Origin of the sequence: Geobacillus sp. CAMR5420, assembly GCF_000691465.1 — a bacterium.
GTDB classification, from domain to species: Bacteria; Bacillota; Bacilli; order Bacillales; family Anoxybacillaceae; genus Geobacillus; species Geobacillus thermoleovorans.
In genome coordinates, this window is the sequence record NZ_JHUS01000006.1 from 1 (window position 1) to 25,258 (window position 25,258).

Genomic DNA, 25,258 nt, shown 5'->3' on the forward strand with positions numbered 1-25,258 from the left:
TTTATGGAAGGCGTATGTATAATTTTGGATAATCAACACTCGTGATTTAATAACATTTAATTAGACTATTATTCATGTAATAAGGAATGATGTTTCTTAATAATGGGCTGGTAATTAGAGCGGTTATTTATTGGAGGAATTGAATCATAGTGGGGGATAAACATGATATCAAGCAACTTCGAATTCTTAAAAGATAAGTGGGAAGTTCTCGCCCGTGTTGGGGAAACGGCGGAACGAAATGTATATCAAAATCCAAACGTGACGATTAGTGAGTTAAGAAAATTTGCAGAAACGATTACAAAATATATTTTAGCTTTAGAAGAAATTAGGGAAGAACGTGGAACTGATCAGCAAGAACGTCTAAGAGTTCTGTTTTACGAGCAAATTATCCCGAAAGAAATATATGACTTATTTACGGTCATTCGGTTGAAAGGGAATGAAGCGGTACATAATCCGAGTTATGGAGAAGTAAACGAAGCAAAAGCTTTATTGCATATGGCGTTCCGAATTGCAGTTTGGTTTATGGAAGTGTATGGCGATTGGTCATTCCAAGCTCCAGAGTATATCGAACCGACACCACAAACATCTATATCAGCAGATGAGTTGGATCATGTAGTTAAGTCATACGAAGAAAAGCTTGCTCAATTGGAAATAGAGCTTGAAAAGATACGGAAAGAACAGCTATATATTAGCAGTGAAGAAAAGCAAAAACGACGTGAATTTTCTCAACGTGCCATCGCTAACTTTGAATTGACGGAGGCAGAAACCCGTATTCTTATTGACCAACAATTACGAGATGCTGGATGGGAGGCTGACTCTGAAAAGTTACGGTTCTCCAAAGGAGTTCGTCCGGAAAAGGGGCGAAACATGGCAATTGCGGAATGGCCTTTAAAACGCGGTTACGCTGATTACGCGCTATTTATTGGCCTTGAACTAGTGGGAATCATTGAGGCGAAACGCGCCAGCAAAGATATTCCATCCGACATTGAACAAGCAAAAGAATATGCAAAATTAGTCGTTCGACATGGTAATGAAGTGATCCATGAGCCGTGGGGAGATTACTTTGTTCCATTTCTCTTTGCGACAAATGGGAGACCATATCTAAAACAGTTAGAGCAAAAATCAGGCATTTGGTTTTTAGATGCCCGAAAATCGACGAACCATCCACGCCCGCTGCAAGGCTGGTACACTCCTCGCGGGTTAAAAAAATTGTTAGAGCAAGATGTCGAACGTTCGGAACAATTTTTGCGTGATGAAAAATTTGATTATCTGAAATTAAGACCTTACCAAGTGAAAGCCATTCAAGCTGTTGAAAAAGCACTGGAAGAGAAAAAACGCAGTATTTTAATCGCAATGGCAACCGGAACAGGGAAAACGAGAATGGCAATTGGTCTCATTTACCGATTGCTCAAAGCAAAGCGTTTTCATCGAATTTTATTCCTTGTCGACCGAAAAGCGCTAGCGGAACAAGCAGAAAGTGCTTTTAAAGAAAGCAAGATGGAAAGTTTTCATACGTTCACCGAAATTTATAGCTTACAATCGTTATACGATCAAAAACCAGATGACGAAACGAAAGTGCATATCGCTACCGTACAAGGAATGTTAAAACGAATTTTTTATAACGACCGCTCGGAAGACATCCCGCCTGTGGATCAGTATGACTGCATTATTGTGGACGAAGCCCATCGCGGTTATACGTTAGATAAAGAAATGGATGAGGTGGAACTGCAATTTAGAGATCATCAAGACTATGTCAGCAAATACCGCAAAGTGCTCGATTATTTTGATGCCGTCCGCATCGGATTGACGGCGACGCCGGCACTTCATACGACGGAGATCTTTGGTCCGCCTGTCTTCACGTATTCTTATCGGGAAGCGGTAGTGGATGGCTATTTAGTCGACCATGAACCCCCGTATCAATTTGAAACGGTGTTGAAAAAAGAAGGGATTACGTGGGCGAAAGGGGAAACGGTCGATGTGTATGACACGGTGACAGGAACGATTTCTCAAGAGTATTTAGAAGACGAAGTCAATATTGATGTGTCTCAGTTTAACACAAAAGTCATTACGGAAAGCTTTAATCGTGTCATCATTCGTGAATTGACGAAATATATTTCTCCGGATGATGAAGGAAAAACGTTAATTTTTGCTGCCACTGATGATCATGCTGACTTAGTCGTTCGCCTTTTAAAAGAAGAGTTCGAAAAACTATACGGTGAAGTCGAAGACAACGCGGTGATGAAAATTACCGGTTCGATTAAAGATCCTTCTGGTGCGATCCGCCGTTTTAAAAACGAAAAATATCCAACAATTGTCGTTACGGTTGATTTGCTGACGACGGGTGTGGACGTGCCGGCGATTACGAATCTTGTCTTCTTACGGCGTGTTCGCTCGCGCATTCTGTATGAACAAATGTTAGGACGCGCAACGAGAAGATGCGAAGAAATCCAAAAAGACCATTTTAAAATTTTTGATGCGGTTGGGATTTATGAATCTTTAAAACCATATACAAGCATGAAGCCGGTTGTAACGCGTCCGAATATTTCGCTGACTCAATTAGTCGAAGAATTAGAGGGACTAGAAAAAACGGAACATCTTCAATATCAAAAAGAACAAATTATTGCCAAAATCCAGCGGAAAAAGCGGAAATGGTCCGATAGGCAGCACCAAGACTTTAAAGTGCTGTCCGGGGGCAAAACGGTCGATGAGTTTATCGATTGGGTAAAAGCCTTGCAGCCGGATGAATTACCTGTACAATTAAAAGAGTACAAGTCGATGTTCCGCTATATGGATGAAAATCGCTACCGGGAAAATAAGCAATATATTTCTAAACATGAAGATAAGTTGATTGCGGTAAAACGCGGATACGGAAATGCGGAAAAGCCAGATGACTATTTGCAATCGTTCGGTGAATTTATTCGCAACAATATGAACAAAATCCCAGCTTTAATGATTGTTTGTCAACGTCCAACCGAATTAACGAGAGAAGAACTGAAAAAACTGCTGCTCGAATTGGACCAAAAAGGCTTTTCCGAGAAAAAACTGCAAGCGGCATGGCGGGAGGCGAAAAACGAAGACATCGCGGCGGACATCATCGCCTTCATTCGCCAGCAAGCATTAGGCGATCCGCTCATTAGCCATGAAGAACGAATTAAAAACGCCATGAAAAAAATTTACCAAATGAAAGCATGGCCGCCGGTGCAAAAGAAATGGCTCGAACGCATTGAAAAGCAATTACTGCAAGAATATGTTCTTCATCCAGATCCGGAAAAAGCGTTTGAATATGAGCCATTTAAAAGCCACGGAGGCTTTAAACAATTAAATAAAATTTTCGACGGACAATTAGCTCACATCGTTCGGGAAATTAATTACAACTTATACAACTATCATTCTAAGAAGGAGCAAGCGTAGATGAACAACAGAGAAATCGTCCAAAAGCTATGGAATTTATGTAACGTGCTTCGTGATGACGGCATTACCTATCACCAATATGTGACAGAGTTAACGTATTTGCTGTTCTTAAAAATGATGAAAGAAACTGGTCAAGAATATATCATTCCAGAAAAATATCGCTGGGATTCGTTAGTAGAAAAAGACGGGATTGAACTAAAAGAGCATTATCAACAGTTGTTACTTGATTTAGGAAAAGAGGAAAATGAATTATTAAAGCAAATTTATACGGACGCGACATCGAATATTAGAGAACCAAAGAACCTAGAAAAAATTATTCAATCCATCAATAACTTAGATTGGTATAACGCGAAACAAGAAGGTTTAGGTGATTTGTACGAAGGACTGTTAGAAAAGAACGCGAGTGAAGTCAAATCGGGAGCGGGGCAATATTTTACGCCTCGCGTCCTCATTGATGTCATTGTAAAACTGGTCAATCCGAAGCCGGGCGAGCGCTGCCATGACCCTGCTGCGGGGACATTCGGCTTTATGATCGCGGCGGACCGTCATGTTCGTGAGCAAACGGATGATTATTTTGATTTGTCACAAGAAGAAATAGAGTTCCAAAAATATAAAGCTTTCTCGGGAGTGGAGCTTGTAAGAGATACGCATCGCTTAGCGATCATGAATGCGTTGCTTCATGATATTCATGGAGAAATCCTGTTAGGTGATACCCTCTCATCACTTGGTGAAAGTTTGAAAAATTATGATGTGATTTTGACGAATCCGCCTTTTGGAACAAAAAAAGGCGGCGAGCAGGCAACACGAACTGACTTTACCTTTAAGACATCGAACAAACAGCTAAATTTCCTGCAGCATATTTATCGAGCGCTGAAACCAAACGGGAAAGCCCGTGCTGCGGTTATTTTGCCTGATAACGTATTGTTTGAAGGTGGAGTTGGTGCTGACATTCGTCGTGACTTAATGGACAAATGTAATTTGCATACCATTTTACGCTTGCCGACAGGGATTTTTTATGCCCAAGGAGTGAAAACGAACGTCTTATTCTTTACTCGCGGGAAAACAGATGTCGGCAATACGAAAGAAGTATGGGTGTACGATTTACGTACAAACATGCCTTCCTTCGGTAAGCGGAATCCGCTAACTAAAGAACATTTTGAAGGATTTATTAAAGCTTACACAGCAGAAGACCGCCGTAAAGTCAAAGATGAGCGCTGGAATGTCTTTACTCGTGAAGAAATTGCGAAAAATGGCGATAGCTTAGATATTGGTCTAATTGCTGATGAATCCCTGTCCGTCTACGAAAACTTGCCAGACCCAATTGACTCCGCAGAAGAAGCGGTGGAAAAATTAGAAATAGCTATCTCTTTATTAAACGAAGTCATTGCCGAATTAAAAGCTGTCGAACAACCTAATAGCTACCAAATGACTTCTAAAGAAATACTAAAAGTGGCAGAAACATCTGAGGTGCTTGAAAAATGAGCAAAAAGAAACAAAAGTCTATCGAAGAACTACTCGAAGAAGCGTTAGTACCTGAAGAAGAACAGCCGTATCCAGTGCCGGAGAATTGGGTATGGGTGAGACTAGGTAGTATTACTAGGTTTATTGACTATCGAGGTAAGACACCTAAAAAAACTGAATCAGGTATAAGACTAATCACCGCTAAAAACGTCAGGATGGGTTATATTCAAGACGAACCTAAAGAATTTATTAGTGAAAAAGATTATGATTCATGGATGACTAGAGGGATTCCAAATGTGGGTGATATATTATTTACAACCGAAGCACCTCTAGGGAATGTGGCTCAATTAGATATTAATGAGAAAATTGCGCTCGCTCAAAGGATTATCACAATCTCCCCTTATCAGCCACTTGAAAAGACTTTCTTTAAATATTGTTTAATGAGTCCACAAATGCAAGCTCTAATTAAAAGTAACGCTACTGGAACTACTGTTTCTGGGATAAAAGCGAGTAGGCTAAAGGAAATAGAGGTGCCTTTAGCTCCCTTAAACGAACAAAAACGCATTGCTGAGAAGGTCGAGCGGCTTTTTGCTAAGCTTGATGAAGCAAAGCGGTTGATTGAAGAAGTAAAAGGGTCGTTTGAACTTCGCTGGGAAAGCATTTTAGACAAGGCATTTCGAGGAGAGCTAACTAAAAAATGGCGATCTAAGAACTCAATGACTGAAAAAGCTGATGATATTTTTAAAGAAATTCAAAAGGTCTATAAAAAAAGCAACAAAAAAGATGAACACGAAATTAATCCACCTTATCAAATCCCTCAAAATTGGAGATGGGTTAGATTAGGTGATATTGTCGATATTAACCCACCTAAGAAGAAGTTAGCGGATATAGAAGATGATCAAATTTGCACATTTATTCCTATGACTTCTATAAGTGATAAAACTGGTGAAATAGAAAATCCAGAAATTAGGGAATATGCTAAAGTAAAGAAAGGTTATACATTTTTCCTTGAGAATGACATTCTTTTTGCCAAAATAACTCCATGTATGGAAAATGGAAAAACAGCTATTGCGCAAAATTTAATAAATGGGTTTGGATTTGGATCAACAGAGTTTCATGTAATTAGAACAAACTCTTATATTAACATCAAGTTAATATATTATTTACTTCGATCTAAAAAATTTAGGATGGAAGCTAAAAAAGAAATGACAGGCGCAGTAGGTCAACAACGTGTACCAAAATCATTTTTAGAAAATTATTTATTTCCATTACCCCCAAAAAGAGAACAAGACAAAATTGTTGAGTTATTGGATAAGTTGTATGTTAAAGAAGTCGAAATTAGTAAAATAGAGACATTAGAAGGGGAAATAGATTCACTACGCCAATCTATCCTTAACAAAGCCTTCCATGGAGAACTTGGAACAAATGATCCAACTGAAGAAAGTGCAATAGAGCTTTTGAAGGAAGTTTTAAAATCCAGATAAAGGAAATTGAGTATACAACAATTTTGTCACTTTTTAATCGGCTGATTCAAAAAATTGTAAAATGAGTATACAACTTTTTTGTTACACCGTTCATGTCTCTGAACGGTGTTTTGCTTTTTCAATGGACTTTTCAGTATACAACTTTTTTGTCACTTAACAAGACTGTTGTTGAATGACAAAAAAAGCCTTATACTCGCGATCGTATCGAAGCGAAACAAATTCAATTCAGTTTGATTGGCAACGAGGATGGGATTCCAATTAGGGAGAAGGAAATAGGATTGAAGGGAATCGAGAAAGGTACCTAAAGGTGCTTTTCTCGATTTTTTATTTGGAACTAAAAGAGGAGACCTTCATGTCGCCAAACTAGTCATAGAAGAAGGAATCTGCTAAAGCCGGATAAAATCCAAATATAGCGGGAATAAAATTCCCCCTTCAAGATAAGCCCTACTGCAGCTAATTGAGTTTCTAAACTTATTTAGTCATATAAAAACTGCGCCTCCATTGGTTAGTGGTGTCTAACAATTGGAGTGCAGTTCATGATAGGTCATCATTTACCAGAAAAAAGTAGGAACCCTATACAGTTGATAAAGCAAGGCTTCGCAAAGGGATAAATTGGAATAGTAACAAAAATTTCATAATATAAGGAGTTTATCAAGATAAAAATATGGTATGATTTATAGAAAATGGATCTCCACCACAAAATGTACTTGACAAAAAAGTTTTTCATGATGAAGATGTAAAAAAAGATAGGTTTCCATTTTTGGTTATTTTTGTTAAGTTGGAAGGGACACTACCATGCTTCTTCCTAAAAGTCAAGTACATCTTTCGGTGATGAACCTCTTTATTGAAAGATGCTTATACATACATATAAGGAGGGTTTTTATGAAGGATATCCGAATGACGGTGGTCCTTACGTTGTTGTTGCTATTGGTGCTAGTTGGCTGTGCCAAACCGAAAGTGGAGCAAACGGTAAAATTAGGTGGTGCGGTCAAAACAATCGGTGACCTAGTGGTGCTAAGCGGAAACAGCAATCTGTCAAAAGGCGCCGTCGTTCAAATTGTTATGAAAGAAATCGAGGGGGGCAAACAGGTACTCGAGGAAAAAGTAAAAGTTGGGGAAGACGGAAGTTATTCATGGAGCGCGAAAAGACCGGAGCGAGCTAAGGAATATGAGCTGGACGTGATGTTTTTGCCAGAATTGCAGCCGAAGCAAGTAAAAGAAAAGTATGGTGAAAAGGGAGAGCTTATCAAAAAAGACTCGTCGGGCAGAGTAGAATATCAAACAGACGGACAAACATATGTAGGAATTAAAATGTATGACCGCATCTTGAAAATAGGCGATGGAATGGGAGGACAGCAATCCATGTTAGCAGAAACATTGCCTCCTCCGGCACCATCTTATTAAACGGTAAGCACTGGCAGCTTACAGCTGAAAGGAACATCAAGCAATCGGTTGCCCATGCTCCGAAGGAGGGGGATCAGCCTTATGAAGAAATGGAAACTCGCCTTGACGGTGCTGGCGGATTTGTTCCTTACCATTTTCACGATTATGGCGATTATCGCGTTTGCGCAAAGCTATTCCTTGTTTCCGAGCCCGCAAATGGTCACGGTATTTTGGCAGCAATTTCAGCAGCTGTTTTGGAGCTTTTTTTCTATTCGTGATATAACGGTTTCGCTCTCGCAATGGCACAATGCTCCCCTGCTCTCAACGATGATGGAGCCGTATGCCTATTCCCTTATTATTTTATGGGGGGCGCTGGCTGTTTCCTTCCTTATAGCCGTTACGGGAGCCTACATCTGCTTTTTGCTTCCGCGTCCGCTGCAAAAAATGGTTAAAGGAATCGCGTTTTTTCTTGAGTCGATCCCCGATGTTATTTTTATTTTTTCTACGCAACTGTTTGTCATCTGGGTGTTTAAAAAGACAGATTTGCTTATTGTCAATCCTGTTGCCGGTTTTGACAATGTATACGTGCTGCCGATTGTCATGATTTCCATTTTGCCTTCCATTCTGCTGTTCCAAATGACATTTCTTGCGTTTACGGAGGAAAAAGACAAGCCATACGTCGAATATGCGCTAGCGAAAGGATTGTCAAAAACGGCAGTGCTATGGCGCCATATGTTCCGCAACGCGCTGATCACCGTGTTTTCTAACGTGCAATATTTATTTTGGTTTATGCTGTCGAACTTGTTAGTGGCGGAATATTTGTTTAATATGCACGGATTTTTCCGGTTTTTGTATGAGCAGCTCCATACGCCGGAAGTAGTGGCTATCGGTCTTGCCATGCTGTTTTTGCCGTTTTACATCATTGATGTGGCCGGGAAACGAGTGATTGCTTATTTGACGGGAATCGAGAGGGGGGTAGCGTGATGCGCGCATTCCGCAACGTTTATTTTACGACAGGGTTTATCATCGCGGCCGGTCTATTGCTGGCCAGTTTTTTATATTCTTATTGGCTGAAAGACATCATTCCACAGCCGCCGGAGCGGATCTACAATGAGGCTGGGCGGCTCGTTGACGTTCCTCCGTACCCGCCGAGCTGGGTCCATCCATTTGGCGTCGATCGCCAAGGCGAAGATGTGTTTTGGAAGGTCATCGATGGGGCGAAATATACGATTTTCACCGCATTGGCGGTCAGTTTGCTGCGGCTGGCGTTCGGGACGGTCGGCGGAATCATGTATGCTTTTTATTTACAGAAATTTCGGTTTATTGCCGAGTCCATCGTCCGCGCCTTTCGGTTTGTGCCGGCGATCTTTTTAACGATGCTCTTTTTTGCTTTCATTCCATTGGAGGAGCAAGGAGCTGGAATGGGAGTGTTGATAAAACAACTATTGGTGCTTGCGGCTGTTGCGCTTCCGCCGTTAATGCTGGTCATCGGCAATGATATCGCTGTCTTTTTGCAAAATGAATTTGTCGTTTCTTCCCGGCTGATGGGAGCTGATAACGTTTGGCTCATCCGCAAGCACGTTCTCCCGTATATGCGGCCGCGTCTGTTTTTGCTGTTTACCCAGCAGACTGTGCAGTCGCTCTTGCTGCTTGTGCATCTCGGGGCGTTTCAAATATTGCTAGGAGGCGTAAAAGTTATATACGATTCCGATGGGTTGGGCCCTCCCGAGAAGGTGGCGTTCTCCCTTTCGAACGAATGGTCCGGCTTGATCGGTCTTTCCTATCGGGAAATGATGCTTGACCAATGGATTGTTGTCGGGCCGTGTGTTGCCTTTATCGTTGCAATTTTTGCCTTCAAATTAATGGGAAAAGGGTTAGAGCAAGTGATCGCTGGAAAAGGAAAACGGAAGCAGCGGAAAAAACAGCGGAGTTCATCGGGAAAAACCGCTTGTTTTCCGCCGCAGCAGAGCGATTTTGAATTTGTACTTTATAAATAGGCTATCCTAAAAATACATGAGGGGGGATGGGGTTGCGTGATCGCATCGACTTCTTATGCAAGACCATTTTGGCGATAAAAACAGCGGGCCGATTGGTCCTCGGGATTGATGGGCTAAGCCGATCGGGCAAAACGACATTAGCCAATCAGCTGAGTCAAACGTTGCGGGAGCAAGGCATCTCCGTGTGCGTTTTTCACATGGATGATCATATTGTCGAGCGCGCCAAACGTTATCATACGGGAAACGAGGAATGGTTTGAATATTATTATTTACAGTGGGATGTGGAGTGGCTAACGCATCAGTTGTTCCGTCAACTCAAAGCATCCCACCAGCTGACCCTCCCGTTTTATGATCATGAGACCGATACGCACTCCAAGCGAACAGTTTACCTCTCTGATTCGGACATGATCATGATTGAAGATGTTTTTCTGCAAAGGAAAGAATGGAGGCCGTTTTTTGACTTCGTCGTCTATTTGGATTGTCCGCGAGAGATTCGCTTTGCCCGTGAAAACGATCAAGTGAAACAAAACATCCAAAAGTTCATCAACCGGTATTGGAAAGCAGAAGACTATTATTTGGAAACCGAAGAGCCGATTAAACGGGCGGATGTTGTTTTCGATATGACCTCATGATCGGGAATCTTTGGTAGGGTTTGTTCCTTTGCGAGGATGACGATGTTGGAAAAGAAAACATCGAATCGATCATCGATAATTTCATACAATTTGTTGAATAATCAACGAATTGTCTTGATCTAACCATTGAAAGTGCCCTCTTTCTTTTATAATGATAGACAGGTGTTGATTAAATTTATGGATTGAAGGAGGGTATCCTATTATGATTTCCGCGAAAGCACGCGCTGTCGATGAAAAACGAGTAATTGGGGGGAGTGCGGTTAAATAGCAGAATCGGGTCTGACGGGCCGAACGGCGGCTTTTTCCGGGATGGAAAGCGAATCGATTGGTAATGGGCGGCGTGGAAGTGAATACGGTGTGCCTGTCGTCTCAATAGGTATGGTCGGGCGTTCCCGTGTGGGGACGTCTTTTCTTTTTGTTGTTTTGCAGAAAAAATTTAATTTAAATCAATAATTATTTATTGATAAACGATAAGACATTCATTACAATAAAGTCGAAAACGAGTCAGTGAGGTGTTTCGATGAAACGGGAAACGTTGTTTTTGAAGGCGTCTTTAGTGTTGATCGGCCTTCCGGTTTTGGCATTGTGCCTATTTTTGGTGCCTGCGCTTGCGAAGGTGGCTGTCAAGCTGGTGCCAACGTTCCCTTGGATCAAGTATTTTGTTTATCTTGTGTTTGAGGCGTCCGCGCTGCCGTTCTACTTCGCTTTGTATCAGGCGTTCCGGTTGTTAGTGTATATTGACCGAAACGACGCGTTTTCCGAGGCGTCGGTGAAAGCGTTAAAGACGATCAAACATTGCGCCGTCGCCATCAGCGGGCTGCATTTGCTTGTCTTGCCGCTGTTTTACTTGTTCGCCGAGAAAGACGACGCTCCGGGTGTCATTTTCGTCGGTCTGATTGTGCCGTTTGCGTCGCTTGTCATCGCTGTGTTCGCCGCGGTTTTGCAAAAGCTGCTGCAGCAGGCGATTGAAATCAAACAAGAAAATGAGTTGACCATTTGAGGTGGATGACATGCCGATTATCGTGAATCTTGATGTCATGTTGGCGAAGCGGAAGATGAGCGTCACCGAGCTGTCTGAGAGAGTCGGGATCACGATGGCGAATTTGTCGATCTTGAAAAACGGGAAGGCGAAGGCGATCCGTTTCTCGACGCTCGAAGCCATTTGCAAGGCGCTCGACTGCCAGCCCGGGGACATTTTGGAGTATCGAAGTGATGAAGGGGAGTCAAATCCGTGAGTAGGGAGGAGACGGCTTGAAAGGGGAGAAACACGAGGTAGCGGTGAACGAATACCCACCGCTTTGCCTCATGATAGTCCGGGTGCGCCAGTTTTGCAGAAAGTCGCGGCTGATCAAAGCGTTTGTGCAGCTTGTTCGCTTCGGTTGGGCGCAGGCGTTGTCTTGCGTGTTTCCGGTTGTCATTTTTGCCTCATTGGCGCTGACGAAGATCGCGCCGCTTCCGCTATTGCCGCGGTATGATTGGCTGCTTGTTATTTGCCTTCTCATGCAATGGTGGATGGTGCGGTCACGGCTGGAAACGCGGGATGAACTCAAAGTGATCACCTTGTTCCACGTCATTGGACTTGCGCTCGAGCTGTTTAAAGTGCGCATGGGTTCGTGGTCGTATCCGGAAGAGGGGTATACGAAAATCTTTGGCGTGCCCTTGTACAGCGGGTTTATGTATGCGAGCGTCGCCAGCTATCTTTGCCAGGCGTGGCGAAGGCTGAAGGTGGAGTTGGTGCAATGGCCGCCGTTTTGGATGGTCGTTCCTCTCGCTTCGGCGATTTACTTGAATTTTTTCACCCACCATTATTGGGTGGACGTTCGTTGGTGGCTCTCGAGCCTCGTCATGCTTGTCTTTTGGCGGTCATGGGTGACGTATGAGGTTGGGGGAATCCGCTACCGGATGCCGCTTGTTTTGTCCTTTTTGCTGATCGGGTTTTTCATCTGGATCGCTGAAAACATCGCCACCTTTTTTGGCGCTTGGCAATATCCAAACCAGGCGAAGGCGTGGAGCCTCGTTCACGTAGGAAAAGTGAGCTCCTGGTGTTTGTTGGTCATTGTCAGTTTTCTCATCGTGGCGACGTTAAAGCAAGTGAAGGGGAGATACCTCCATAACGAACAATCCCTGTGACAGGAGCGATGGAGCGTTTACTTGAAGATGGAAAATCATTGTAAGCCGAGCAGGGCGGGGATTTGGCTGGTCGTTGCTCGGCTTTTGGCATTCATGAGGATCGTGGATGAAGCAGATGAAGGCTGCTCCTTATGGAAGCTGTGCTTTGATTTCTTCCATTTGCGCGAGGTGGCGCTGTTCATGATAGCCGACAAATTCCACCCATTGCTTCAAATTCAACGGCCCAAAAACCGGATGCGGAAACGATTTGGCTTCCAAATCGGCCGGATTGGCTTGCTCCGTGATTTGGCGCAACCGCTGCCGCGATTGGCGTAATTTTTCTTCCAGTTCGTGTCGAGTGAAAAAGCGGTTGTCCGGGCGGGCGAAATCAGGCGCCTCCACTTTTTTCGAACGATCAACGGTCAAGTGGATCGGTTTCTCCTCGACCGGTTGGCTCTCGCCATGCGTCAATGTATAGGCGATCATGGCTGCGATCGATGTTTCGATTAAGTACAGGTGTTCGAGCACTTGGGCGATCGTCCAACTTCCGTCCGCCACTCGAGTGTTCAGCTGTTCGTCCGACAGCCCGGAAACGCTTTTGATCAGCTGTTGGCGCACTCGCTCATTATGATCCATCATGTTTCCCTCATTTCGATGTAGATTTGGTTTCATCGTACGATAAGGAAGATCAACCGTAAAGCCGTTTTGTGTTCGCCGTGATCATGGTTTTGACTTGTTCGATATCTCGGCCATAGTGTGCCGCCACGGCTCGCGCGGAGTCCAATAGCCATAACGGCGTCGTCAGTTTTCCGGCAAACGGGCCTGCAAACGGCCATGGGCCATCGGTTTCAAGGAGCAGCTGCTCGATGGGAACGAGGGATAACAGCTGCTTGTCGCGCTCGCGGTAGCACACTTCCGGCGTGACGGAGATGTAGTAGCCGCATTGGACGATTTGTTTGACCACGGCAGGCTCGGCCTTCAGCCAGTGGAAATGGGCTTGTCGGACGCCAGCTTGCTGCAAGATGGCCAAGGTGGTTTCGGCGCGGTCGTAGACGGCGTGAAGGGCGAGCGGCAAGGAGGCATCCGCGGCGATGGCCGCAATTTCAGTTAATCGTTCTTGATACGCGGGCAGCTTGGCGCATGCTTCCGCTGAATAGTATGGCAGCCCGACTTCGCCGATGGCGGCGAGCAGCGGCCGCTCTTGCTTGACAAGTTCTGTCCATTCGTTCCAATCGGCTTCGCTTGGCAGCGGTTGCTCGGGATGAAAGCCGATGGCGGCGTAGACGAAGGAAGGGAACCGCTGTTTCAACTCAAGCGTTCGGCAGCTGGAGCGCAAATCGGTGGATACGGCGACGACGCCGGTGATGCCCGCTTCTTGCCAACGGTTGATTTGTTCATCGATGTCCGTGTACTGGTCGAGATGAATATGAGCGTCGATCATCCACAGCGACCTCCCCCTGTTCCTTTTGCCGTCCCGCTGGCTGAGGCTTTCCGCCTTTTCATCCCCACTCCTTATCAATCTGGTACTTGCGGATGCGGTATTGCAAGTTTTGTCGGCTCAAACCAAGCGCTTTAGCCGTTTTGGTGATGTTGAAGCCGTGATGCTGCAGCGCCTTGCGGATGTAGTAAATTTCGACTTCTTCCATGTATTTGTCAAGCGGCAAAATGTCTTCCGTATCAAATAAAAAGTCCGTTTTCGTTTCGTCGGGCGCCAGCTTGGCTCGAAAAGGGGCAGGCAGATGGGCGAGGGTGATGGTTTGTTCTTGTTCCATCGTCGCCATCGTTTCCAAAATGACGGCCTCAAGCTCGCGCACGTTGCCGGGCCAGCTGTAAGCGAGAAACGCCTCTTGCACGTCATCGCCGAGTCCTTCGACATGTAGGCCATAGCGCTCGTTGCCTTGACGGATGAAATGGATAGCGAGCGGCAAAATGTCCTCTTTCCGTTCGCGCAACGGCGGCAGGACGATGCAGTGGACGGCAATTTGGTAGTAAAGCGATTTGAGCAATTCTCCGTTTTGGACCGCGTCAATCGGGTCGCCGCTTGTCGAGGCGATGAGGCGAACGTCCGCACGAACCGGTTCTTGGCCATGGGCGCGGACAAACTGTTTTTCTTGCAGGAAACGGGCAAGTTTTTGTTGAAGCGGCAGGCTTAACGAGTCAATATCGTCAAGCAGGACGGTGCCGCCGTCCGCTTGTTCAAACAAGCCGGGCTGGATCTCGCCGTCTTCTTCGTTGCCAAACAGCATCGTTTCCATCCAATCGTCCGGAAGCGACAAACACGTTTGCGCAAAAAACGGCTTGGCTCGCCGTTCGCTTTCGTGGTGAATGCAGGAAGCGAGCAAGTCTTTTCCTGTCCCTTTCTCCCCAATGAGCAGCACAGACGCCTCGGAGCGGGCGGCATGACGAGCAAGGCGGATGGCCTTTTGCATGGCTTCGCTTTGGCCGATGATGTCCGCAAACGTGCGACCGGCTTCACCGCGTTGGTGGTGCTCTTGGATCAGCTTGCGGAATTTGGTGATGTCTTTGGCGATTTCCACTGCACCGATGATGCGCCCGTCTTTTTGCAGCGGGTGTGTTTGATTGACCGTTGTCACGGCTTGTCCTTTGTTATTGAAATAAGTTTGCTGCTTGTTCAGAATGCTTTCACCGGTGCGCAGCGCTTCAAGCAATGTGCTCGGCTGCTCCGGGTTGAAGCGGAAGACGTCCAAAATATTTTTATCGAGCACGTCCTCGATGTTCATACCCTCGATGTCCCGCATTTTCCGGTTGTAAATGACGGTTTTCCCATGTTGATCGACCGCATGGACGCCAAGGTCGATCATTTCGAGAATTTGCTCATACATTGATAAAAGCGTTTCCATATCCCGGTTCACGATCAGCACCTCTCTTTTTTGTATTATAGCATAAGGTGGACGGGAGACAGGAAGGGAAAGAAAGATGTGAAAAAATTTTTTGCTAAATATATTGAAAATAGAAAAAAATCATTTCATAATAAAGTTGTAATACATTAGAAATTGAAAAATAATTTTGCATAAAAGGAGGTTGCTGTTCGTTTGATAAAAATGTAAGCGGTTGCGGAATCTATCATAGAGAGGGGAGAGTTTTCGGATGCAACCAGTGCAAGAACTGAAACGAGAGCTAAAAAGCAGGCATTTATTTATGATCGCGCTAGGCGGAGTGATCGGCACCGGTTTGTTTTTAGGATCGGGTTATACGATTCATGAGGCGGGGCCAGGAGGGGCCGTCGTTGCTTATCTTTTTGGCGGATTGGTCATGTATTTGACAATGCTTTCGTTAGGAGAATTGGCCGTGAGAATTCCTGATGCCGGGTCGTATCAGACGTATGCGACGAAGTTCATCTCGCCGGCAGTGGGGTATTGCATCGGTTGGCTGTCATGGCTGAACTGGTCGGTGACGGTCGGCATCGAGCTTCTCACTGTCAGCATCCTCATGAAACGATGGTTTCCCGATGTGCCGACATGGGTGTTTTGCGCCGTCTTTGCTTTATTGTTGTTTTTGATCAATGCGTTGTCTGTCAAAGGATTTGGCGAGGTGGAGTTTTGGTTTTCGAGCATCAAGGTGCTGACGGTCATCGCCTTTATTGTTCTTGGTCTGGCGGCGATGTTCGGAGTCATCCATATGAAAAATGGACAACCCGCTCCGTTTTTCTCGAATTTTACTGATCATGGCGGATTGTTTCCAAACGGGTTTTGGGCCATCTTTACGACCATGATCCTTGTGAACTTTTCGTTCCAAGGGACGGAATTGGTCGGCGTGGCCGCGGGGGAAAGCCGCGAGCCGGAAAAAACGGTGCCGGTTGCGTTGCGCAACACCGTATGGCGCATTTTGATCTTCTTTATTTTGGCCATTTTTGTGCTGGCTGGTTTGTTTCCGTGGGAGAAAGCCGGCGTCGTTGAGAGTCCGTTTGTGGTGGTGTTTGACAATATCGGCATTCCGTATGCGGCCGATATTATGAACTTTGTGATTATTACCGCGGTGTTGTCGGTGGCCAACTCGGGCTTATATGCGACATCGCGCGTCCTCTGGTCGATGTCGCGCCAAGGCATGGTCACTCCGTTTTTCAGCAAGCTATCGAAACGCGGCGTGCCCATCAATGCGCTTATTGCCAGCATTGCCATCGGCTGCTTGTCTCTGTTGTGCAGCGTGTATGCGGAAGATACGGTGTACGTCTGGCTGACGGCGATCGCCGGGTTTGGCGCCGTCACGGTGTGGGCTTCCATCGCGCTGTCAAGCTATTTCGGCCGGAAAGCGTTTTTGCGCGAAGGCGGCGATGTGCGCGATCTGAAATACCGGACGCCGTTGTATCCGTTCGTGCCGCTGGCCGCGTTTGCGTTGAATATGGCGACGATCATCGGACTGGCCTTTATCCCAGATCAACGGATCGCTCTTTACTGCGGCATTCCGTTTTTGCTCGCTTGCTACGGGTACTACCACCTTGTGGCGAAAAAACGGCTTCAGCCTCTAAATGCGGAAAAGGGGGAGCTCAAGGCCGCCAAGTAAAAACAATTGAAAAAAGCCATAATCATTTGCATAATATAACTATGAAATCGTTTTATAACGAAAAATTTTTTTGCCTTTAAAAGGAGGATGACGAAATGGTGCAGCCGTACAGACACGAACCGCTCACCGACTTTACCGTGGAAGCGAACCGTGAAGCGTTTTTAGCGGCGCTCAAAAAAGTGGAATCGGAGCTTGGGCGCGATTATCCGCTTGTGATCGGCGGCGAGCGGGTGATGACGGAAGACAAAATCACTTCGATCAATCCGGCGAACAAAACGGAAGTGGTCGGCCGGGTGGCGAAAGCGAACAAAGAGCTGGCGGAGCGGGCGATGAAAACCGCTGATGAGGCGTTCCGCACATGGAGCCGGATGAGCCCGGAAGCGCGGGCCGATATTTTGTTCCGGGCGGCGGCGATCGTACGCCGGCGCAAGCACGAGTTTTCCGCTTGGCTGGTGAAAGAAGCAGGCAAACCGTGGCGCGAAGCGGATGCCGATACCGCGGAAGCGATTGACTTTATGGAATATTACGGCCGGCAAATGTTGAAGTTGAAAGACGGCATTCCGGTCGAAAGCCGTCCGGGGGAAACGAACCGGTTTTTCTATATCCCGCTTGGCGTCGGGGTTGTCATTTCGCCGTGGAACTTCCCGTTTGCCATTATGGCGGGAACAACGGTCGCTTCGCTTGTCACGGGCAATACGGTGCTGTTGAAACCGGCGAGCGCAACGCCGGTGGTGGCGTATAAATTTGTGGAAGTGTTGGAAGAAGCGGGGCTTCCGGCTGGTGTATTGAACTATATCCCGGGCAGCGGCGCGGAAGTCGGCGACTATTTGGTTGACCATCCGCGCACAAGATTTATCAGCTTCACCGGATCGCGGGATGTCGGCATCCGCATTTATGAGCGGGCAGCGAAAGTGCACCCAGGGCAAATTTGGCTGAAACGCGTCATCGCGGAAATGGGTGGCAAAGACGCCATCGTCGTCGATAAAGAAGCCGATCTCGAACTGGCGGCGCAATCGATCGTCGCGTCAGCGTTTGGCTTCTCGGGACAAAAATGCTCGGCGTGCTCGCGCGCGATTGTTGTTCAAGATGTCTACGACCAAGTGTTGAACCGCGTCGTCGAGCTGACGAAACAGCTCAACGTCGGCGACCCGGCAGAGCAAGCGACGTTTATGGGCCCGGTCATCGACCAAGGGGCGTACAACAAAATTATGGAGTATATCGAAATCGGCAAACAAGAAGGCCGTCTCATGACGGGCGGAGAAGGAGACGACTCGAAAGGATTCTTCATCCAGCCGACCGTGTTTGCTGATGTCGACCCGAACGCGCGCATCATGCAGGAGGAAATTTTCGGACCGGTCGTGGCGTTTGCGAAAGCGCGCGACTTTGACCATGCGCTTGAGATCGCGAACAATACGGAATACGGATTGACAGGCGCCGTCATTTCGCGCAATCGGGCGAATCTCGAAAAAGCGCGGCACGAGTTCCATGTCGGCAACTTGTACTTCAACCGCGGCTGCACGGGGGCCATTGTCGGCTATCAGCCGTTTGGCGGCTTTAACATGTCAGGCACCGACTCGAAAGCTGGCGGCCCGGACTATTTGATTCTCCATATGCAAGCGAAAACCGTATCGGAAATGTTTTAATGGCGGGGCGGCCGCAGCCGCCCTTTTCCTGTAATGGAACGTTGGTCCGTCAATCGTCGGATGAAGGCAAACGTTGTCCGTGAAGGTGGAGAGTGAGGAAAAAAAGGGGGATTTTGATGACGACAAAATCGCAACAGCTCATCGAACAAACGGAACGATATGGAGCACGAAATTATCATCCATTGCCGATTGTCATTTCGGAAGCGGAAGGGGTATGGGTGAAAGACCCAGAGGGCAACCGCTATATGGACATGTTAAGCGCTTATTCCGCTGTCAACCAAGGCCATCGCCATCCGAAGATTATTGAAGCGTTGAAAAAGCAAGCCGATCGGGTGACGCTCACATCGCGCGCGTTCCATAACGACCAGCTCGGCCCGTGGTACGAAAAAGTGTGCCGGTTGACGAAAAAAGAGATGGTGCTGCCGATGAACACGGGCGCCGAGGCGGTGGAAACGGCGCTCAAGGCGGCGCGCCGCTGGGCGTATGACGTCAAAGGCGTCCCGGACAACCAAGCCGAAATCATCGTTTGTGAAGGAAACTTCCACGGCCGGACGCTCGCCGCGGTGTCCTTGTCGTCCGAACCGGCCTATAAACGCGGTTTTGGGCCGCTTTTGCCCGGAGTGAAAATCATCCCGTACGGCGACATCGAAGCGTTGAAAGCGGCGATTACATCGAATACGGCGGCGTTTCTTGTCGAACCGATCCAAGGGGAAGCCGGCATCCGCATTCCACCGCAAGGCTTTTTAAAAGCCGCGTATGACGTGTGCAAGGAAAACAACGTGTTGTTCATCGCTGATGAAATTCAAACGGGGTTGGGGCGAACAGGAAAGTTATTTGCCTGCGACTGGGAAGATGTCGTGCCTGATATGTATATTTTAGGGAAAGCGTTGGGCGGCGGGGTGTTCCCGATTTCCTGCGTCGTCGCCAACCGCGACATTTTGTCGGTGTTTGAACCCGGCTCGCACGGATCGACGTTTGGCGGCAATCCGCTTGCATGTGCGGTGTCGATCGCGGCGCTCGAAGTGATTGAAGAAGAGCGTCTAGCGGAGCGTTCGCTTGAGCTTGGCGAATACTTCCTTTCGAAACTAAAACAAATCCGAAACGACGATATTAAAGAGATCCGCGGCCGCGGCTTATTTATCGGCGTTGAGCTGCATGTGCCGGCGCGTCCGTACTGTGAGGCGCTGAAAGAGCAAGGATTGCTTTGCAAGGAAACGCATGAGACGGTCATTCGCTTCGCACCGCCGCTCATCATTACGAAAGAGGAATTGGATTGGGCGTTCGAACGGATTGCGAATGTCTTGTCCCGTCCATAAATCGAGTCAAAGAGGCGAATGAGACGATGGAAGAAAATATGTTTCTCTCCACCCAGCGCGTGATCAAAGAGGCGCTGGCCAAACTCGGCTACGGCGAGGAGATGTATGAGCTGCTCAAAGAACCATTGCGCGTCCTTACCGTACGCATTCCCGTCCGTATGGATGACGGAACGGTGAAAGTGTTTACCGGCTACCGCGCCCAGCATAGCGATGCCGTAGGGCCGACCAAGGGAGGCATTCGTTTTCATCCAGATGTCACCGAGGAAGAAGTCAAGGCGCTGTCGATGTGGATGACGATCAAAGCCGGAATTGTCGGTTTGCCGTATGGCGGCGGCAAAGGTGGCATCGTCTGCGACCCGCGGAACATGTCGATGGGTGAGCTGGAGCGGCTCAGCCGCGGCTATGTGCGGGCGATCAGTCAGATCGTGGGGCCATCCAAAGATATCCCTGCGCCGGACGTGTTTACCAACTCGCAAATTATGGCGTGGATGATGGATGAATATAGCCGCATCCGCGAATTTGATTCCCCTGGCTTTATCACCGGCAAGCCGCTTGTGCTCGGCGGCTCCCAAGGTCGGGAAAAAGCGACGGCGCTCGGTGTCACGATTTGCATCGAAGAAGCAGCGAAAAAAGCGGGAATCGAGTTGCAGGGGGCGCGGGTCATTATTCAAGGATTCGGCAATGCAGGCAGCTTTTTGGCCAAGTTTTTGCATGAAGCTGGAGCTCGCGTCATTGGCATTTCCGATGCGTATGGCGCGTTGTATGACCCGAACGGACTGGATATTCCGTATTTGTTGGATCGCCGCGACAGTTTTGGCACGGTGACAACGCTGTTTGAGAATGTCATCACCAATCAAGAGCTGCTGGAAAAAGAGTGTGATATTTTAGTTCCGGCCGCGGTAGCGAATCAAATTACGCGTGACAATGCCGCGAATATTCGCGCTAAAATTGTGGTCGAGGCGGCCAACGGCCCGACGACGCTGGAAGCGACCAAAATCTTGACGGAGCGGGGTGTGCTATTGGTGCCTGATGTGCTGGCGAGCGCTGGCGGGGTGACTGTTTCCTATTTTGAATGGGTGCAAAACAACCAAGGCTATTATTGGACGGAAGAGGAAATTGTCGAGAAGTTGAAAGAGAAATTGACGAGCGCGTTTCATCGCGTCTATGAATTGGCGGAATCGCGCCGTGTGGATATGCGCATGGCGGCGTACATGATCGGGCTGCGTCAAACAGCAGAAGCAGCTCGCTACCGCGGTTGGGTATAATCACGGAAAAAGTTGTTGCTAGGGGGGGCGTGCCGTCCATCCTCATCTGCTTGGGGGTGGGCGGCCTTTCGTTTGCGAGACGCCGATGAAGCCGGTGATATCGAAGGGAGAGCGAAAGCAAGCTGCTTTTCTTTTTTGCAAAGGATCTTTTTTTGTACTACCATATCATATACATACATTATGAGGAAAGAGACATGCGTACATACAATGAGCCGTGCGGAAGGGAGAGAATGGCGCCATGCAGGCGTGGATCACTGATTTTATGGAGCAATTTGGCTATATCGGCATTTTTTTTATGATCGCGCTGGAAAATATCTTTCCGCCGATTCCGTCGGAAGTCATTTTGCCGTTTGGCGGGTTTATGACGACGTACACGTCTTTGACGGTGCCTGGCGTTATTGCGGCGGCGACCGCCGGTTCGGTTGCCGGGGCATTGGTGCTGTACGGCATCGGCCGGCTGTTGTCGGTTGAGCGGCTCGAGCGGATCGTTGACCGTTGGGGCGGATGGCTGCGGGTGAAGCCGGAAGACATCGCCAAGGCGAACCTGACGTTTCACCGCTATGGGGTGTGGGCCGTTTTTTTCGGGCGCATGGTTCCGCTTGTACGCAGCTTGATTTCCATCCCGGCGGGCATGGCGAAGATGAATATAGGGCTGTTTGTCTGGCTGTCGGTGCTGGGCACGCTCATTTGGAATACGATTTTAATCTCGATCGGGGCGGCGCTCGGTGAGTCGTGGGGGAAAGTATCCGAAGTGATTGGGATGTACGCCGAAGTGGTGTATGTCATTATTGCTGCGATCATTTTGATTGGAGCTGTCCGCTTTTGGAAGCGGCGCCGGGCTTCTTAATTCCGGCATTTTAAGGAATGGTTTTGCCAAAAAGGGCTGCGCGCCCAAGGCTGTTTTTCGGTCTTGGAGCCAGCCCTTTTCGCATCGCAAACGGAAAAATTCCCGTTTCAAAGTGAAACGGGAGTAGAGAGATGAAGATGAAGGCAGTTGAACGAGCTTATCCGCCATCCTTGATCCGTCTCATGGCCATCAAAAGGTTCAACGCTTCAATAACAAATAAATGAAGTATGGTGCACCGATGAATGACACAACAACTCCGGCCGGAAGCGGTTCGGCGAGAACGTTTCGCCCGATCGTGTCAGCGGCAAGCAGCAGCCAGCCGCCGATGAGCATCGCTGCCGGAATGGCCCGCTCATGGCGCGGGCCGATGATCATTTTGGCGATGTGCGGCGCCATTAAGCCGATAAAAGAGATGCCCCCGGTTACAGCGACGGCCGCTGCAGCGACGGCGACCGCTGTCGCCATCAGTACGAGCCGCTCGCGGCGAACATGAACGCCGACGCCGATGGCGACCGGATCGCCTAAATGCAAAAGGTTTAGCCGTTTCGCCCGATATAGACCGATCAATGCACCGATGACAAGCCACGGCAGCATCGCCCAAACAAACGGCCAATCATCGCCCCAAATGTTTCCGGAAAGCCATCTGGCGATAAAGTCGACTTTCGTTCGGTCCGCGGCGGAAATGAGGATGATCATGAGCCCGGAGAGCGCCATCGAAAACCCGATCCCGGTCAGGACGAACGATACCGGCTGCAGCCCGGTTGTTTGATGGTAGGAAACGGCGTACATGGCCGCCGCCGTCAACAGTGCTCCCACTAAGGCGACGAGCGGCAGAGCATAAAGGAACGTCCCGGCTTCAATCGGGAAAAATAAAAAGAATATAGCGACGCCTGCGCCGGCACCGGCGTTGATGCCCAATATGCCCGGATCGGCGAGCTCATTTCGGGTGGTGCCTTGCAGCATCGCTCCCGACAAGGCGAGCGCCATCCCGGCGAGCAACGTAATCACGATGCGCGGCAGGCGGAGAGAAAACAAAATAAACGCTTCTTGCATCGAACCGTAGCCGAACAGTGTCGGCGCGATGCGTCCGTACGAGAGCGGCGCTTCGCCGGTGCCCAACGCGATGGCGGCTGTTGCGGCAATAAGCAACAAAAGCATGCCTAACACTGCTGTGATGCGCATTCTCATTCAAAGCCCCTCCCTTTTTTCCGCACGACAAACAGGAAAAACGGCAAGCCGATCACCGCAACGATGGCTGCCACTGGCGTTTCAAATGGGGCATTGACCGTGCGGGCCGCCGTATCAGCGACGATCATGCCGGTCGCGCCGACCGTGGCCGACAGCGGGATGATAAATCGGTAATCGGCGCCGGCGATTGCGCGCACAAGATGAGGGATCATCAAGCCGATGAAGGTGATGTTGCCGGCGATGGCGACCGATGCTCCTGTTAATAAAAACACAGCGGAAAACAGCCACGTTTTGACGGCTGTTGTTTTTTGTCCGACGCCAACGGCGACGTCTTCGCTCAAGCTAAGAATCGTCAGCTGCCGCGAATACCATACGGCAATGGCGAGCCCGATCACGATGAGCGGAATGATGACTGACAGCTGTTTCCACGACGTTCCGGCTACCCCGCCCGATGTCCACATCGAAACGTCTTTGGAAATATGAAAATAAAGGCCAACTCCTTCAGCGACGGCAAACAAAAGCGCTGAGACCGCCGAGCCGGCTAGGACGATGCGCAATGGAGAAAAGCCGCCTTTGCGGGCGGCGCCGATGCCAAAGACCGTCCCTGCTCCCACAGCCGCCCCAAGCAAACAGGCGATGGTGATTGCGAGATAATGGGCGGAAGGAAAAAAGGCCATCGTTATGGCCAACGCTGCGTTCGCTCCAGCGGTTAAGCCGAGCAGTCCTGGGTCAGCAAGCGGGTTGCGTGTCATTCCTTGCATGATCGCCCCAGCGACGGCGAGTCCGGCGCCGACAAAGGCCGCCGCGGTTTCCCGAGGCAAACGGAGCTCGCGAATCAAGTCCAGTTGTTTACCTTGTTCATCGGAAAAGAGCGCGCGCCATACGTCACTCCATGTCGTATCAGCGACGCCGATGGCCATGGATCCGAACCAGATGGCCATCAGCAGGATAAGAGAGAAGAGAAACGTATAACGAAACGGCCATAGCCGGCGGTTTGCTTCCATCGGCGGTTTCCTCCTTTTCACAAGAAAGGACGGGACATTCACTGTCCGTGAACGCCCCGTCTCGTCATTATTGGCCTAAAAAATGCTTTTTAAAGAAATCGAGCTGGTAGTCTAACGTAATCGGGTCATTGAAATAAAACGCCTTGGCATCAGCGACGAACATACGGCCGTTTTTGACAGCAGGGATGTTTTTAAACGTGTTCGTTTCCATAAACGATGTATCGCCGTCGCCGTTTTTGCTTAAGATGAGGTAATCGCCGACAAACTGCGGCAGCGCTTCAAGGGAAACGGCATAGTAGCCCGGTTTGAGCGCCTGCTCTTCGACCGCTTTTGGCATTTTCAGCTTCATTTCTTGATACAAAATTTCTGTGCCGCGCGCCCAATTGTTGCCGAACACATACAGCTGCTTATCAAAGTTTTCGGCTACGGTGACCGTTGCGTTTTCGCCAATTTTCGCCCGGATTTCTTCCCCGGCTTGTTGCGCCCGTTGTTTGAAGTCGTCAATCCATGCTTTCGCTTCTTTTTCTTTATTTAACAGTTTACCAATCTCTAGAAACTGTGTTAAATAATCGACCTTTCCGTATGTAAACGTGACGGTCGGGGCGATTTTGCTTAATTTATCGACGTTTTTCGTATTGGATAATCCGATAATTAAGTCCGGTTTTAACGCCATAATTTTTTCAATGTCTTCATCGGTCACGACTTCGGCATCTTTCAGTTTTTCTTGAAAAAGCGGGCTCATTTTCGACCACGAATCCACGCCAACAATGGGGACGTCCAAGGCCAGCACATGCCCAGCAAACGTCGATAAGACGACGACGCGTTTTGGATCAGCCGGTACTTCCACCGGTCCGTTTTCCGATTGGTATGTAATCGTTTCCGGCTTTTTTTCTTTTGGTGAAGCGCTGCTGTTCTTGTTGTCGTCCGCCGCGTTGCCGCAGGCGCTTAGCACAAGCGCCAAAAGAAGCAACAAGGAAAGCCATGTTTTCCTCATGAC

General features: G+C 48.2%; 21 protein-coding genes. 15 read left to right on the plus strand and 6 right to left on the minus strand.

The annotated features are described in order from the left end of the window. Window positions 1–165: 165 nt before the first annotated feature. The 10 genes from hsdR (at window position 166) to DI44_RS15160 (ending at window position 12,498) form a co-directional block, all read left to right on the plus strand. Window positions 166–3,411: a type I restriction-modification system endonuclease gene (gene hsdR / locus DI44_RS15205; protein WP_033024536.1), complete on the plus strand. Its 3,246-nt coding sequence runs from the start codon at window positions 166–168 to the stop codon at window positions 3,409–3,411. Continuing rightward, entirely contained in the window at window positions 3,412–4,893 is a 1,482-nt protein-coding gene (locus DI44_RS15200) for an N-6 DNA methylase (RefSeq protein WP_033024503.1), read from the plus strand. Continuing rightward, the gene (locus DI44_RS15195) at window positions 4,890–6,356 is read left to right on the plus strand and encodes a restriction endonuclease subunit S (protein ID WP_033024504.1); all 1,467 of its coding nucleotides are present in this window, start codon (window positions 4,890–4,892) and stop codon (window positions 6,354–6,356) included. The genes DI44_RS15200 and DI44_RS15195 overlap by 4 nt, the downstream gene beginning before the upstream one ends. An 882-nt stretch (window positions 6,357–7,238) precedes the next feature. After that, window positions 7,239–7,760 carry a hypothetical protein gene (locus DI44_RS15190; protein ID WP_033024506.1) on the plus strand — a complete coding sequence of 174 codons (522 nt, stop codon included), beginning with the start codon at window positions 7,239–7,241 and terminating at the stop codon, window positions 7,758–7,760. Between the two features lie 81 nt (window positions 7,761–7,841). Next, complete coding sequence (locus DI44_RS15185; protein ID WP_033024507.1) at window positions 7,842–8,723, plus strand: ABC transporter permease subunit; 882 nt, start codon at window positions 7,842–7,844, stop codon at window positions 8,721–8,723. Then, a complete protein-coding gene (locus DI44_RS15180) occupies window positions 8,723–9,736 on the plus strand; it encodes an ABC transporter permease subunit (protein ID WP_033024508.1) in 1,014 nt (337 codons plus the stop codon). Before DI44_RS15185 ends, DI44_RS15180 begins: the two co-directional genes overlap by 1 nt. Window positions 9,737–9,762: 26 nt before the next feature. Continuing rightward, window positions 9,763–10,368, plus strand: coding sequence for a kinase (locus DI44_RS15175; RefSeq protein WP_081823154.1), 606 nt, complete (start codon window positions 9,763–9,765; stop codon window positions 10,366–10,368). Window positions 10,369–10,888: 520 nt separating this feature from the next. Then, the gene (locus DI44_RS15170; RefSeq protein ID WP_011229691.1) at window positions 10,889–11,368 is read left to right on the plus strand and encodes a DUF2975 domain-containing protein; all 480 of its coding nucleotides are present in this window, start codon (window positions 10,889–10,891) and stop codon (window positions 11,366–11,368) included. A 10-nt stretch (window positions 11,369–11,378) separates the two neighbouring features. Continuing rightward, window positions 11,379–11,603 (plus strand): helix-turn-helix transcriptional regulator, encoded by a 225-nt coding sequence (locus DI44_RS15165; protein WP_013144000.1) that lies wholly within the window; start codon window positions 11,379–11,381, stop codon window positions 11,601–11,603. 112 nt (window positions 11,604–11,715) lie between these two features. Further along, entirely contained in the window at window positions 11,716–12,498 is a 783-nt protein-coding gene (locus tag DI44_RS15160) for a DUF817 domain-containing protein (protein WP_033024539.1), read from the plus strand. A gap of 129 nt (window positions 12,499–12,627) precedes the next feature. On the opposite strand, the gene DI44_RS15155 is transcribed toward DI44_RS15160, so the two are convergent. Genes DI44_RS15155 through DI44_RS15145 form a run of 3 tightly spaced genes read right to left on the minus strand, consistent with a single transcriptional unit; the run spans window position 12,628 to window position 15,350 of the window. After that, window positions 12,628–13,116: a DinB family protein gene (locus tag DI44_RS15155; protein ID WP_081823155.1), complete on the minus strand. Its 489-nt coding sequence runs from the start codon at window positions 13,114–13,116 to the stop codon at window positions 12,628–12,630. 49 nt (window positions 13,117–13,165) lie between these two features. Then, on the minus strand, window positions 13,166–13,918 hold the full coding sequence (locus DI44_RS15150; RefSeq protein ID WP_033024510.1) for a TatD family hydrolase: 753 nt from the start codon (window positions 13,916–13,918) through the stop codon (window positions 13,166–13,168). 58 nt (window positions 13,919–13,976) lie between these two features. Next, window positions 13,977–15,350 carry a sigma-54-dependent Fis family transcriptional regulator gene (locus tag DI44_RS15145; protein ID WP_033024511.1) on the minus strand — a complete coding sequence of 458 codons (1,374 nt, stop codon included), beginning with the start codon at window positions 15,348–15,350 and terminating at the stop codon, window positions 13,977–13,979. A gap of 235 nt (window positions 15,351–15,585) precedes the next feature. Here DI44_RS15145 and DI44_RS15140 point away from each other — a divergent pair, with 235 nt between their 5' ends. The 5 genes from DI44_RS15140 (at window position 15,586) to DI44_RS15120 (ending at window position 22,069) form a co-directional block, all read left to right on the plus strand. Continuing rightward, the gene (locus tag DI44_RS15140) at window positions 15,586–16,998 is read left to right on the plus strand and encodes an amino acid permease (RefSeq protein ID WP_033024512.1); all 1,413 of its coding nucleotides are present in this window, start codon (window positions 15,586–15,588) and stop codon (window positions 16,996–16,998) included. A 95-nt stretch (window positions 16,999–17,093) separates the two neighbouring features. After that, entirely contained in the window at window positions 17,094–18,641 is a 1,548-nt protein-coding gene (gene pruA, locus DI44_RS15135; protein WP_033024513.1) for an L-glutamate gamma-semialdehyde dehydrogenase, read from the plus strand. 116 nt (window positions 18,642–18,757) lie between these two features. Beyond that, the gene (locus DI44_RS15130; protein WP_033024514.1) at window positions 18,758–19,957 is read left to right on the plus strand and encodes an ornithine--oxo-acid transaminase; all 1,200 of its coding nucleotides are present in this window, start codon (window positions 18,758–18,760) and stop codon (window positions 19,955–19,957) included. Between the two features lie 26 nt (window positions 19,958–19,983). Beyond that, entirely contained in the window at window positions 19,984–21,222 is a 1,239-nt protein-coding gene (locus DI44_RS15125) for a Glu/Leu/Phe/Val dehydrogenase (RefSeq protein ID WP_033024515.1), read from the plus strand. 238 nt (window positions 21,223–21,460) lie between these two features. Further along, on the plus strand, window positions 21,461–22,069 hold the full coding sequence (locus DI44_RS15120; RefSeq protein WP_011229700.1) for a DedA family protein: 609 nt from the start codon (window positions 21,461–21,463) through the stop codon (window positions 22,067–22,069). Between the two features lie 198 nt (window positions 22,070–22,267). Here DI44_RS15120 and DI44_RS15115 read toward each other — a convergent pair whose 3' ends face one another. From DI44_RS15115 to DI44_RS15105, 3 genes are all read right to left on the minus strand, one after another. Further along, a complete protein-coding gene (locus DI44_RS15115; protein ID WP_011229701.1) occupies window positions 22,268–23,257 on the minus strand; it encodes an iron ABC transporter permease in 990 nt (329 codons plus the stop codon). Continuing rightward, entirely contained in the window at window positions 23,254–24,261 is a 1,008-nt protein-coding gene (locus DI44_RS15110) for an iron ABC transporter permease (RefSeq protein ID WP_011229702.1), read from the minus strand. The genes DI44_RS15115 and DI44_RS15110 overlap by 4 nt, the downstream gene beginning before the upstream one ends. 67 nt (window positions 24,262–24,328) lie before the next feature. Next, window positions 24,329–25,255: an iron-hydroxamate ABC transporter substrate-binding protein gene (locus DI44_RS15105; protein ID WP_021322045.1), complete on the minus strand. Its 927-nt coding sequence runs from the start codon at window positions 25,253–25,255 to the stop codon at window positions 24,329–24,331. Between the last annotated feature and the right edge of the window lie 3 nt (window positions 25,256–25,258).